General features: G+C 69.2%; 13 protein-coding genes. 4 read left to right on the forward strand and 9 right to left on the reverse strand.

The features are described 5' to 3' along the window. Positions 1 to 87: 87 nt before the first annotated feature. The gene (locus ACFQVD_RS28920; RefSeq protein ID WP_343980976.1) at positions 88 to 336 is read left to right on the forward strand and encodes a glutaredoxin family protein; all 249 of its coding nucleotides are present in this window, start codon (positions 88 to 90) and stop codon (positions 334 to 336) included. A 50-nt stretch (positions 337 to 386) separates the two neighbouring features. On the opposite strand, the gene ACFQVD_RS28925 is transcribed toward ACFQVD_RS28920, so the two are convergent. Next, complete coding sequence (locus ACFQVD_RS28925) at positions 387 to 1,988, reverse strand: putative quinol monooxygenase (RefSeq protein WP_386368702.1); 1,602 nt, start codon at positions 1,986 to 1,988, stop codon at positions 387 to 389. A 423-nt stretch (positions 1,989 to 2,411) separates the two neighbouring features. Between ACFQVD_RS28925 and ACFQVD_RS28930 the strand changes: the two genes are divergently transcribed. From ACFQVD_RS28930 to ACFQVD_RS28940, 3 genes are all read left to right on the forward strand, one after another. Further along, on the forward strand, positions 2,412 to 3,056 hold the full coding sequence (locus ACFQVD_RS28930; protein ID WP_343980970.1) for a sigma-70 family RNA polymerase sigma factor: 645 nt from the start codon (positions 2,412 to 2,414) through the stop codon (positions 3,054 to 3,056). 273 nt (positions 3,057 to 3,329) lie between these two features. Beyond that, a complete protein-coding gene (locus ACFQVD_RS28935; RefSeq protein WP_343980967.1) occupies positions 3,330 to 3,917 on the forward strand; it encodes a DUF5667 domain-containing protein in 588 nt (195 codons plus the stop codon). A gap of 96 nt (positions 3,918 to 4,013) precedes the next feature. Beyond that, on the forward strand, positions 4,014 to 4,898 hold the full coding sequence (locus ACFQVD_RS28940; protein ID WP_343980964.1) for an HAD family hydrolase: 885 nt from the start codon (positions 4,014 to 4,016) through the stop codon (positions 4,896 to 4,898). A 48-nt stretch (positions 4,899 to 4,946) separates the two neighbouring features. Here the strand turns inward: ACFQVD_RS28940 and ACFQVD_RS28945 are convergent, their stop codons facing one another. From ACFQVD_RS28945 to ACFQVD_RS28980, 8 genes are all read right to left on the reverse strand, one after another. After that, positions 4,947 to 5,972: an alpha/beta fold hydrolase gene (locus tag ACFQVD_RS28945; RefSeq protein WP_343980962.1), complete on the reverse strand. Its 1,026-nt coding sequence runs from the start codon at positions 5,970 to 5,972 to the stop codon at positions 4,947 to 4,949. Between the two features lie 160 nt (positions 5,973 to 6,132). Beyond that, positions 6,133 to 7,104 carry a lysophospholipid acyltransferase family protein gene (locus ACFQVD_RS28950; protein WP_343980959.1) on the reverse strand — a complete coding sequence of 324 codons (972 nt, stop codon included), beginning with the start codon at positions 7,102 to 7,104 and terminating at the stop codon, positions 6,133 to 6,135. Further along, complete coding sequence (locus tag ACFQVD_RS28955; protein ID WP_343980956.1) at positions 7,101 to 8,126, reverse strand: NAD-dependent epimerase/dehydratase family protein; 1,026 nt, start codon at positions 8,124 to 8,126, stop codon at positions 7,101 to 7,103. The genes ACFQVD_RS28950 and ACFQVD_RS28955 overlap by 4 nt, the downstream gene beginning before the upstream one ends. Before the next feature lie 23 nt (positions 8,127 to 8,149). Continuing rightward, positions 8,150 to 8,248, reverse strand: coding sequence for a 30S ribosomal protein bS22 (locus ACFQVD_RS28960; protein ID WP_018654693.1), 99 nt, complete (start codon positions 8,246 to 8,248; stop codon positions 8,150 to 8,152). A gap of 302 nt (positions 8,249 to 8,550) precedes the next feature. After that, positions 8,551 to 8,754: a helix-turn-helix domain-containing protein gene (locus ACFQVD_RS28965; protein WP_012887307.1), complete on the reverse strand. Its 204-nt coding sequence runs from the start codon at positions 8,752 to 8,754 to the stop codon at positions 8,551 to 8,553. Positions 8,755 to 9,076: 322 nt separating this feature from the next. Beyond that, entirely contained in the window at positions 9,077 to 9,916 is an 840-nt protein-coding gene (locus tag ACFQVD_RS28970) for a phosphatase (RefSeq protein ID WP_343980934.1), read from the reverse strand. Between the two features lie 142 nt (positions 9,917 to 10,058). Further along, positions 10,059 to 11,222, reverse strand: coding sequence for an acetoin utilization protein AcuC (locus ACFQVD_RS28975; RefSeq protein WP_343980932.1), 1,164 nt, complete (start codon positions 11,220 to 11,222; stop codon positions 10,059 to 10,061). 244 nt (positions 11,223 to 11,466) lie between these two features. Further along, positions 11,467 to 12,705, reverse strand: a complete 1,239-nt coding sequence (locus ACFQVD_RS28980; protein WP_343980929.1) for an MFS transporter — start codon at positions 12,703 to 12,705, stop codon at positions 11,467 to 11,469. Between the last annotated feature and the right edge of the window lie 36 nt (positions 12,706 to 12,741).

Consider the following 12,741-nt stretch of genomic DNA (forward strand, 5'->3'; position numbering starts at 1 on the left):
CCGGCCTGCCCACCGCCCGCCGCGCAGTCCGGCGGGCAGTCCGGCGGGCAGTCCGGCGTGCGCCCTGACTCGGCTACCGTGGCGGTCATGTCACCCCGAGACCATCGCATCACCCTGCTCGGCAAGCCCGGTTGCCACCTGTGCGACGACGCGCGGGCGGTGATCGAACGGGTCGCCGCCGAACTCGGCGTCCCATGGGAGGAACGCGACATCACGGCCTCAGCGGAGGATCAGGAACGGTACTGGGAGATGATCCCGGTCACCCTCGTCGACGGCGTGCAGCACGACTTCTGGCGCGTCGACGAGAACCGCCTCCGCGCCGCCCTCGGCGCCTGACACGTCCCACCCGACCCGGCGCGCGGACGATCACCGTCCGCGCGCCGCGTTCACGGCCTGAAGGCCGTCGGGAGCGGCATCACCTTCGCGGCGTTCATGGTGAGTTCGATGACGTTGGTGGCGAGCACCATCGGCTGGCGTTCGGTGACGAAGCGCTCCGTGTGCGGCTGGCGTTGATGGTCGCTGTAGGCGACCTCGTCACGGTAGATCTCGTAGACGATGCGCTGGAGCGGCGCCGACTTCACCGAGTGACAGGCGTAGATGAGCGTGTCCGGCTCGGATCGGCGTACCGCCTCGACGGTCTCCTCGGCGAGCCGGTCGAACCTCTCGCCGGTGCCGTCGAGGAGGGTGAAGACGGTCAGCATGCCGAAGATGTTCGGCGAGGGACGGCCTGAGCCGCCCGGCAGGTCGCCCGGGCCACCCGGGCCACCCGGGCCACCCGGGCCACCCGGGCCACCCGGGCCACCCGGGCTGTCCGGGTACCTGGCACCGCTCGGGAGGGCGGCGCCGAACGCCTGGTCATAGCCGTGAAAACCGCCTCTCCCCTGGTCCATGCCCGGGGAGGGCGCGCCGCCGAACGCCTGGTCGGCGGGCATGGGCTGGAGACTGCCCGGCCTGCCGAACTCACCGGTGGCGGGCCCGGCAGCCCCCCCTGGCCCCCCGGGCCGGCCGAACTCACCGGTGCCCGGACCGGACTGCCTGCCGGGACCGGAGGCCCCGTGCCTGCCGAACTCGTGGGCCGGGATGTCGTACTCGCCGGTCGCCGGCCCCCCGGACGGCATGCCGGCCGGCCCCCCGGACGGCATGCCGAATTGACCGGTGACCGGCGGCTGCCCCCCGGGGGCGCCACCCCGTCTGCCGGGGTCGCCGCCGAACGGCTGGTCGGGGGAGGGCATGCCGTACTCACCCGCCATGAACATCCCGGTGGCGGGTCCGCCGAACTTGTCGTCGCTCGGCGGAGGCTGCTGCCCCATGCGCGCCGCGTAGTCGACGTCCCGGTCGCCCGCACGGTACTCGGCGACGAGGTCGCCGAGTCCGGAACGGCGGGGGGGCTCCTCGGCCAGGGCCCGGCCGCCAGGGGCCTCCTGGGACATCCTGCGTCCGGCGACCTGCACGTCGCGGGGCTGGTACTCGGGGGGCCGGAGTGTCGGGAGGCGGTTCTCCCAGTCGTCGTCCGCGGCCTCCTCGTCGTCGTCCTCGTAGGGCGCGAGCGGGCGGAGCATGGCGTACCAGACGGCGGCGGCGGTGACGAAGAGCAGCAGCGCGGTGAACATTCCGGGCACCGCGAAACTGACGGCTCCCACCAGGGCGAGACCGGTGGGGCCGAGCACCAGGAGCGCGTGCATGTTGTCGGCGTCGTAGTCGTCGCCGCCGCGCCAGCGCACGACCGCGAGCAGCAGCCCGGCCAGCAGCACGATCGCGACGATCACGTGGACGACGAGCAGCAGGTATTTCGACGGCAGGTCCCAGTGGTGACCACCCAGCGGGAGGACCTTGGCGAAGTCCTTGTCCTGCAGGACCGGGTCGACCGCCAGGATCACCGTCGCGATGACGGTGAGTGCGATCCCCAGGAGCCATGAGGCGAACCTGGCAGTGCCCTTACGGGCCAGCAACTGGATGGCTCCGACGGCCAGCCACAGGGGCGCCAGCATGGATCCGGTCAGTTGATAAACACGAAATGTTCCTGCCCCGAACCCGGTTAAGTAGCCGATGGCGATTACTCCGAGTGAAACGGAGAGAGACGCCGTCGTGATGCTCCAGGCGATCAGCCAGCCCTTGGGTTCACTGCGAAGGCGGCTGATGAGAGCACCGGTGGCGATGACGGCGAGCAATGCACCGGCGAAGGCGATGACAGCGACGAGGACTTCCATGGTGTCTCCAATGCTGCCGGACATTACCCCCTAACCGGTAGCCGAACCCTCGGTCGGCTACCGGAGTCGGCACGAAACAACCGACCCCACACCGTATCTGGCGATTACCCCCAGTCACGGCGCTTCGAAGTGGATTGTGGAATTACCGCTTGGTTTCCTAGAGTGATCAGGCACGCCGTACCCCCTTCCCCTCAGGGATACCGGATGCCTGAAACGTGGCCGCTCGCCGGGCACCTCCCCACGACCGTCGGGATGGCCCAGCCCGTCCGCAGCAATGACCTCACTCTGCGTGAGGACGCCTCCGACGAACTCCGGAGGCTCGTTTTGCGTGCCAAAACCGGAGACACGGATGCTTTTGGCACGCTCTATGATCGCTACCTCACCCTGGTCTACCGCTATGTCTATTTCCGGGTCGGCTCACACCCGCTGGCCGAGGATCTCACGAGCGAGACCTTTCTCCGCGCACTCCGCCGGATCACTGACTTCACGTGGCAAGGGCGTGATTTCGGGGCCTGGCTCGTGACCATCGCGAGGAACCTGATCACCGATCACTTCAAGTCCGGCAGGTACCGTCTTGAGGTCACAACGGCCGAGGTGATCGACATCCCGCTCGACGGCCCGCACATCCCGGAGAACGCCGTCGTCATCTCGATGATCAGCGACCGGGTGCTCAGCGCCGTTCGCGACCTGGGCCCCGAGCAGCAGGAGTGCGTGGTGCTGCGCTTCCTGCACGGCATGTCGCTGGCGGAGACCGCGCTCATCATGGGCAAGAAGAGCGGCGCGATCAAGGCGCTGCAGTTCCGCGCGATCCGCTCCCTGGCCCGCGCGCTCCCCTCGGACCTGGGCTGACGCCGCCTCCGCCCCCCTTACCCCGCCCCGGGAGGCCCCACCAGGAGGAGCCCGCGGGGAGAATCACGCGTCCGGCCGGGCAGCGGAGGATTGTTCACCATGCCGATGCCGGTGCGGCGCGTAACCTGGCGTGCGGAGTCGTCGTTAGGCAAGTGACACCGATGGATCATGAGCTGGGGGCGGCAGGGAGCGTTCATGGGGAAGTGGCTGCCCGGAATCTCACGGAGATCGCAGGCTCACATCCAAAACCGTGTGTCGCGCCTCGGTAACCGCATGGCGGCCACCCCCCGTCCCGAGTTCCACGCCAGGCTCCGCGAGCAGCTCACCCAGACCCCTCCCGGAGAGGACCTGTCGGAGCGGCCGCCGACCGGCCCGCGCCACTCCCGGCGCAGACCTCGTACCGGGCTGTTCACGCAACTGCTGAGCGTCGCCCTGGTGGCCGCGATGGTCGCCTCCGGTATATGGACCTACCGGTCGATGCCCGGTGACACCTTCTACCCGCTCAAGCGCGCCGCCGAGAGGACGCTGTTCCACCTGAGCACCGACGAGGCCGAGCGGGCCGACCGCTCCTTCGGCTACGCGGAGACCCGCGCCCGCGAGGTCGAGGAACTCCTGGGCTCCGGCGAGCACGAGGACATGATCGGGGAGACCCTCCAGGCGATGGAGGACACCACCCGCTCCGCGGTGACCTCTCTGCGGCAGGTCCGGCGCCGTGACGCCGCGAACGCCAGGGAGCTCAGGCGCTTCGTCCAGAAACAGCGCACCCAGATCAGCGGAATGATCCCCAAGATGGACGCCGAGGATCAGCTCAAGGCCCACGTCTACCTCAACTACATCGACGGCCTGGCTCCACCCGATTAGCCTGTTCCGTCCGGGTCGCGCCATGTCGTATGACACCGAGACGTCGCATTTGACTAACACCGATCTCCTCCCGTGTCCCGGTTAAGCTGAGGTGCTATGAGGCGGCTACTACGACGACGGGGCGAAACGGCGACGGTCGGGGAGCAGGCGGCCGGGGAGGTCGCGGCCGCGGCCGCCGTGGCGATGCCGATGGCCGAACCCGACCCGGTGGCCGCCGCCTTCTTCGACGTCGACAACACCATGATGCGCGGCGCGTCCATCTACCACTTCGCCCGGGGCCTCGCCTCCCGGGGCCTGTTCACCAGCAAGGACCTGATCAGGTTCGCGCTCGGCCAGGCGGTCTTCCGGGTCCGCGGCGACGAGAACCCGGTCCACATCGCAGAGGCCAGGGAGACCGCGCTGGCGTTCGTGGCGGGCAGCAAGGTCGAGGAGATCATCCGGCTCGGTGAGGAGATCTACGACGAGGTGATGGCCGACCGCATCTGGGCGGGCACCCGCGCCATCGCGCAGGCACACCTCGACGCCGGCCAGCGAGTCTGGCTGGTCACCGCGACCCCGGTGGAGCTGGCCCGCGTGATCGCCCAGCGCCTCGGCCTGACCGGTGCCCTCGGCACGGTCGCCGAGACCGAGAACGGCGTCTACACCGGCCGCCTGGTCGGCGACCTGCTCCACGGCCCGGCCAAGGCGGAGGCCGTCAGGGCTCTGGCCCGCAGGGAGGGGCTCGACCTGACCCGCTGCTCCGCCTACAGCGACTCGGCGAACGATCTGCCGCTGCTCTCCCTGGTCGGCCACGCCACCGCGATCAACCCCGACGCCGAGTTGCGCGACTTCGCCAGGGAGAACGGCTGGGAGATAAAGGACTTCCGCACGGGGCGTAAGGCGACCTTGATCGGCCTGCCCATCGCGGCGGGCGCCGGGGCCCTCGCGGGGAGCATCGCCGCCGCCATCGCCCTGCGCCGCCACTACCGTTCCGGCGGCTGACCCACCCCACCGCTCCGGCGCCCGCCGGACGGCCTGGTGCGGCTCCGGTCAGCCTGTCGTACCGGCGGCCGTGACCCGGTCCAGCAGTGCGGACAGTTCCCGGTTGACGGCCTCCGGGCGTTCCAGGCCGATCATGTGGCCGGCCTCGGGGAACACGACCAGTCTGGCGCCCGGCAGAGCCTCGGCGATGCGCCTGCTGTGCGCCGGTGGAGTGAGACGGTCATGGTCCCCGACCATGACAAGCGTCTCAACCCCGCCGAACGCGGCCAGCGCGGCCAGTTTGTCGTGGATGAGGAAGTCACGGAAGAAACCGACCATGATCTCCGTCGGGGTGGCCGAGGCCATGTCGCTGACGAAGCGCACATGCTCGCGCGGGGCGCGGGGCCCGAAGGCGACGTACCGGGTCACCGGCAGGTTGGTGCGAGATTTGAGGGCCATGCTGCGGTCGATGAGCGCCCCTCTGGCCAGCATGTGTTCGAACATGAGGGGCGTGACGCGCGGGGCGAGCCGCCCGATCGGCCCGGGGAGCCCGAACGTGCTGCCGTTCAGCTGCCCGGACGACGTGCTCAGCAGAGCCACTCCCGCCACCCTGGCGGCGAACGTCTCCGGATGCCGCCCGGCGAACGCCATGACCGTCATACCGCCCATGGAGTGGCCTACGAGGACCACCGGCGACCCCTCGGGCACGGTGGCCTCGATCACCGCGGCGAGGTCGTCACCGAGCTGGTCGACGGTGCAGGCGTCGAGGGCACCTGCCGAGGAGGCGCCGTGCCCGCGCTGGTCGTAGAAGACCAGGGTGGCCCTGCCGGCGAGCGCCTCGCGCTGGAAGTGCCAGCAGTGCCTGTTCATCACCCAGCCGTGTATGAAGATCACGGCCGGCTCGGGCGCCCCGGCCTCCTCGATGTCGACCGCGAGCCGCACGCCGTCGCCGGTGGTGACGGTGACCGGCCGACCGCGGTGCCCGCCGAGCGCCGTGCCCGCGTACGCCCTGCGCCGCCGCGCGGCGACTCCCAGCGCCGCCCCCACGGCCAGTCCGGCGATGGCGGCCCCTGTCGCGCTCCGGCCTGCGCCCATGATCACTCCCTTGATCCGGAAGACCGATGTTGAGCACACCATACCGACAGAAAGCACCCGTTGTTAGACGTCGTGACTAATAAAAACCGCCCCCGTCTGTCCGCCGGGCGCGCGCTGGCACGACAGGTCTCCATACGGATCGGCGAGATGCCGGAGAGCCTCAGAAGAAGGGCGGGAACGCGTGTCCGCGGTGGAGCCGGAGCTCGTCCAGCTGCTGCTGGATGGTCTCCCTGACCTGGTCCGTGAGGTTGAAGACCAGCATCGGATCATCGGCGTCGGCCGGGTCGAACTCGTCGGTACGAATCGGCTCACCGAAGCTGATCATCCACTTGGAGGGGAGCGGGACCAGCCCGAGGAGCCCGAACCAGGGGAACAGCGGCGTGACCGGCAGGTAGGGAAGACCGAACGCCCTGGCCAGGAAACGCAGGTCACCGATCTTGGGATAGATCTCCTCGGCGCCCACGATGGCGCAGGGAACGATCGGCACGCCCGCGCGGATGGCGGAGGCGACGAAACCGCCCCGCCCGAAGCGCTGCAACCGGTAGCGATCGGAGAACGGCTTGCCGACCCCCTTGAACCCCTCGGGAAAGACACCGACGAGTTCACCCTTGCGGAGCAGCCGGTCGGCGTCCTCGCGGCAGGCGAGGGTGTGGCCGGTCTTGCGGGACAGGTGGCCGAGCACCGGGAGCCGGTAGACCAGGTCGGCCCCCAGCAGGCGGAGCGCGCGGCGCGCGGGATGTTCGTCGTGCAGGGCCACCTGCAACATGAGCCCGTCAAGCGGGAGGGTGCCCGAATGATTGGCCACGACCAGGGCGCCGGAGTCGTCGGGCACATTGCGCAGACCGACGGTCTCGGTGCGGAACCAGTGGCGGTACAGCGGACGGACCAGCTCCAGCAGCACCCTGTCGGTGAGCTCGGGATCGAAGCCGAACTCGTCGACCTCGTACTCTCCGGTCACCCGGCGCCGCAGGAAGGCGAGCAGTTCGGCCAGCCTCTGATCGTCGCCTCCGCCCGCCGGCGGCCCGGGGAAAGACTCGTCCGGCGTCTCTGAGGAGACGGGCTCGCCAAAGGTGCGGGCGCGGGTGATGGGGATCACCTCGGCCTCCCCGCCCTCCCCCGCCGTCTCGGTCACTCCGTCACCGCCCGGGACAGCATGTCCATCATGGCGGCCGGAAGGCCACCGGCCGGCTCGCGCGCGCGGACGAAATCCGCGAAGGCGGTGGCGGTGGAGAACTTCGGCTTCCAGCCGAGAGCCTCGGACAGCAGGGTGGTGTCGACCACACGGCCGTGACACATCAGACGGAGTTGCTCGGGAGAGAAGTCGACCAGTCCCGCGCCTCGGGCGAGGTCGCCGATGAGACCGAAGACGGGAGAGGGCATCGGGAGCGAGAGCAGGCCCACCCGGCGCGCGCACTGCGACAGGAGCAGCACACCGTCCCCGGCCACGTTGAACGTGCCGGGGTGGTCGTCCATCGCCATCCGCCGCAGCACCTCGACCGCGTCGTCCTCGTGAACGAACTGTAACCGGGGGTCGAACCCGAGCACGGTCGGCAGGACGGGCTGGGTGAAGTAGCGCGTCAGTGGGGAGTCGACGCCGGGACCCATGAAGTTGGCGAACCTGAGCGTCGACACGACCACGTCGCGGCGCCGCCTGGCGAAGCCCCGGACATAGCCCTCCACCTCGGAGGCGTCCTTGGCATAGCCGTGGCTCGGCGGCTCGGCCGGATCGGCGTTCTCGGTGAAGACGGCGGGGTCGTGCGGGGAGGAACCGTAGACGGCGGTGGTGGAGCGCACGACGACACGGCGGACCGTCGCGGACCGCTGACAGGCACCGAGCAACTGCATGGTGCCGATGACGTTGTGCTCCTTCATGAGTGCCCGGCCACCGCTCCGGGGAGGAGCGCTCACCAGGCTCATGTGAACGACGGTGTCGATGTCGGCGGCCGCGATCACCTGCGCGATGTCGGGGCTGCGCAGATCGACGCGGACGAACTCCGTCCGGCCGAGAGGTACGCCGCCATCACGTGAGAGCGAGGGCGGCGGCACCGTATCCACTCCGATGACCCGGTCGATGTCCGGGTCATCCGCGAGAACGCTCGCCACTCGGGCGCCGATGTGGCGCGAGACCCCGGTGACAAGCACGGTGTGGGTCATCGGCGCCTCGCAGATCCGCGCTGTTACTTCTTGTTACGCCGCTGGATGCGGGTCTTCTTCAGAAGCTTGCGGTGCTTCTTCTTCGCCATGCGCTTACGGCGCTTCTTGATCACAGAGCCCACGGGACCCCCAGGTAGCTGGTAGCCGAGAATGTCAAACCGGCGTGCGATAGCACACCGGCACAACAGACTACCGGCGATCCACGGTGGATCGCCCCTGGGGGGACCCCGGGCACATCAACTCACGACGTGGCGCACACGTCGCTACCCCGACGAGACGGAGACCTGTCACACACAGGTCGCACCGGAAATCGTGCTCCGACACGACCGGAAGGGACAGAGTCACGAGCCGTCAGCGCGCCTCGCCCACCTCACGGCCGGATGCCTCCACCGGCCGTTCGGCTCGGCGCGCCGAGCCCCCTGTCTCAACCTGCCTCGATGTAGGCATCCCTGAGATAATCGTGCACCGCCTGCTCAGGCACCCGGAAGGATCGACCGACCCGGATGGCCGGCAGCTCGCCCGAATGCACGAGTCGGTACACAGTCATCTTGGACACCCTCATGACAGTGGCCACTTCTGCCACCGTCAGGAACTTCACCTCGCTGAGAGGTCTTTCGCCTGCACCCATCGGACGCCTCTTCCGCACGTGTATCCGGGTTATCCCCACTGGTGCCATTGCTCACGCACGTGTACTGCCGTCAGCGTAAGTCGAGAGGCCGGGCACGCAAACCCCCTATTTTCTCAGCCCTCTGAGCCTCACGTCAGTGAAACCGACAAAATCGCTGGCCAGCAGCCGGACCGTGCCCCTATCTTCGATCTTGGAACGGACCAACTGTCTCCTATTAGAGTCGCCCACAATCATCAAAAAGTTGGCAAACGGTCGGCGAGCTCCATGGAATGCAGGCGCGAAATACCTGTATAGGGACGGCCCGATTTGCGCATCCCCCGTCTCAGAGGGCTCGCGCGACCCTCTCGACCAGGTGGTGTGTCAGCGGCTCGTAATACCTCGGTAGCACGTTGTCATCGAGCGGGACGGTCACCGCGATCTTGCCCTCGGCCTCCCCGACGAAGAGCGCGGGGTCGTTGCTGTCGGCGAATCCGACGGTGAGGATGCCCGCCTCGCCCGCCGCTCCGGCCCAGCCGTGGTCGGCGATCACCAGATCGGGACGGTCCGCGCCAAGCTCGGCGATCATGGCCCGCATCGGGGCGGGGTCGTGGGTGTGCACGAAGGCGCCCTTGTCGTCGAGCATCGCGACGTCGTCCAGATAACGGACCTTGCGCCTGCGGCCGAACCCGCTGCCCCAGTACGACCAACCCTCGGCCGGGCTCATCAGGGTCGCCCCGCGCGCCCTGAGCATCCGGGCCAGGGCCAGGTGAACGGTGAGCAGGCCGGTGGGGTGCCCGGTGGCGATCAGGATCCTCGGATTCTCCCTGCCGAGCACTCCCGCGATCGCGTCGCCCATCTTCTCGACCGCCTCGATCGTACGGTCGGGGTCGATGGTGTCCTGGCCCTCCCGGTGCAGCGGATCGGCCACCACCCCGGCGGACTTGGCCATCAACTCCAGCACGTCCCGATAGGACCAGGCGCCGTCCACGGTCAGCCCGAACATGTAGTGCGGGTCACGGTTGGCCAGCGACCGGTAGTGGTCCAGGTTGTTCTCCCGGCTGGTCGCCACATCACCGGCGATCCGAGTCCGGACCAGGTGCTCACGAAGCTCGGCACGAGTCATCGGCGACGCTTCGCGTCGCGGCTCGGCCGCTCTTACCCGGCTCCTTCCCTCGTCACTCATCCGCTTCGCTCCTTCGTTCCTCAGTCCAGTCCCCGGCGCGGCCTCACGGGTAGTCCCTCAAGGCGGATCACTTGTCTCGTCCCTTGTGGCCTTCGGATCCATTCGTCGGCGCACCCTCGGGGGGTCGCCAACGGCCTCGTGCTTACGGGAGGGGGTCCAGGCCGTGGAAGGGGAAGACGGCTTTCCTTGTCGCCATGATGGCCCGATCGACCGGATCTGCTGGGTCATAACCTGCGGAGAAATCACGAAATTCCGGATTCCGACCATCGGTCAGCGTCAGGGGTGCCGACTGGTTGGTCCGTTCCTTGACGAACGTGCGCCATGCCTCGGGAGTGGCGGTCCTCGGGTCGAGCGGGTGGCCCGCCACCTCCGCGATCAGATGGGTCCACGCCCGGGGTACGACCTGCACCAGCTCGTACCCTCCGCCACCGGTCACGACCCATCGCCCGCCCGCGGTCTCGTGGGCCAGTTCGTGCAGCGCCGCGTACGCCGCGCGCTGGCCGTCCAGGCTGAGCATCAGGTTGGCCAGCGGGTCGAGGGCGTGACTGTCGCAGCCGTGCTGGGTGACCAGGATCTCGGGGGCGAACTCCCGCAGCAGCGGCGGGACCACCGCGTGGAAGGCCCGAAGCCAGTCGCCGTCGCCGCATCCGGCGGGTAGCGCCACGTTGACCGCGGTGCCCTCCGCGCCGCTCTCATTGGGGAAGCCCGTGCCTGGGAAGAGCGTGCGAGGGCTCTCGTGCAGGCTGATGGTGAGAACCCTGGGATCGTCGTAGAACATCGCCTGCACGCCGTCGCCGTGGTGCACGTCCACGTCCACGTAGGCGACCCTGGACGCGCCCTGGGCCAGCAGCCACGCGATCGCCACACCCGGGTCGTTGTAGACGCAGAACCCACTCGCCAGGGCGGGCATCGCGTGGTGCAGGCCACCCGCGACGTTGACCGCGTGCTCGACCTCGCCGGTCCACACCGCGCGGGCCGCGGCCAGGCTGGCCCCGGTGATCAGCGCGGACGCCTCGTGGACCCCGACGAAGGCGGGATTGTCCACGGTGCCGAGCCCGCAGGCCAGGTCGCGTCGCCCGGTGGCCGAGACCCGTTTGACGGCCTCGATGTAGTCACGCTTGTGAACGAGTGCCAGCTCGTCGTCGGTGGCGGGCGCGCATCCGCTCATCTCCACCAGGTCCAGCACGCCCAGTTCCCTGGCCAGCGCCATGGTCAGCTCGACCCGCACGGGCGCGAGCGGGTGCTCCGGGCCGAAATCGTAGGAGATGAGCGCATCGTCCCAGACAACCCGCACGGACCGGCTCATGCGCACTCCCTGTCTGGTCGCGACGCCGCGCGCCACGGCCCGATCTTCCTACTCCCGGCTCGACGTTACCGCACGTGTACGGAATGCGGTTTACGCACGCGTCTTGGAGGACGGGACGGTTTTCATCTGAGCGAAATATCCTAATTTATTGCTATTAACAGTCCCGGAGGCCGGGACACGACACCGCTGCCCGGAACACCGCCCCGAGCACCCTCCCACCTGGCCGGAGGCGGGGACGGCGTGGTCAGGTGGGATGCACCCGGCGCAGTCCCCGGACAGCGGGAACCAGGAGAAGCGAGACGCACCCGGCGACCGCCACGATCGAGGACACGGTCAGCAACTGCGGCGCACCCGTCACCCCGGCCACCGGACCGGCGAGCACCTGTCCGATCGGAATGAAGAGGGTCGAGCCGGCGACCTCGTAGGCGGTGACCCGGTTGAGCGCCTCCGCGGGCACCTGGGTCTGGACGCTGGTGGCCCACATGACCGACCAGAACGCCCATCCCGCGCCGCCGATCACATGCGCGGCCATGAGGATCCCCGGCGGCGACGCCAGAGCGATGGAGAGCGGCTCCAGGGCGAAGCCGAACAGACCGATCGCACCCGCCATCAACGGCCGCCCCGGGCGGACCCGCATGGCGATCAGGCCACCGACGACCGTGCCCGCGCCCGAGGCGGACATGACCAGGCCGTAGGCGGTCTCGCCGAACCGCTCGGTGATCAGCACCGAACCGAGCGGGAGCATCGGGCCGAACAGGGTGACGCCGAAGACCGCCCAGACCAGGATCACCGACCACATCCAGGTCCTGGACCGGAACTCCCGCCAGCCGCCGCGCAGGTCGCGCCAGATCGACCGCGCCACGGTCGGGAGGGCGACCGCGGGCAGGCGCAGGAGGAGCAGGCAGACCGCGCTGACGGCGAACCCCACGGCCTCGATCGCGAAGACGACGCCGACCCCCCGGAAGCCGACGATGGCACCGGCGACCCCCGGTCCGGCCAACATCATGATCGACTCGGAGACGCGCAGGGTGGCGTTGGCCCTCTGCACGTCCCTCGCCACCCGCGGGACCGTACTGGAGACCCCCGGCTGGTACATCGCGGCGGCGACACCGTTGATCGCGGAGATGACGAGGATCTGCCAGAGGTCCGGCCTGCCGGAGATGAAGAGCGCCGCGCTGATCCCCTGGGTCACCATCCGGACCGTGTCGGCGCCGATCATCATGCGGCGCGGCGTGAACCTGTCGGCGAACACCCCGCCGAACAGGATCAGCACCGCGAAGGGCGCCATCCAGGCGGCCAGCGCCAGCCCCACCCCGGTGGGACCGTAACCGAGCCCGCCCACCCCCACCGCCGTCGCGAACGGGACCATCGACGCGCCGAGCATGGAGATCGATCTGGCGGTGAAGAAGAGCAGGAAGCTCCGCGTCCAGACGGAGGCCCCGCCAGGCTCCCGCCGATCATCAGCCGATACGGCCTGCCCCACGATCGCCTCACTTCCCCGGAGTTCCGCAGGAAATGA

This window comes from Streptosporangium amethystogenes subsp. fukuiense (genome assembly GCF_042665875.1).
GTDB lineage: Bacteria > Actinomycetota > Actinomycetes > Streptosporangiales > Streptosporangiaceae > Streptosporangium > Streptosporangium fukuiense.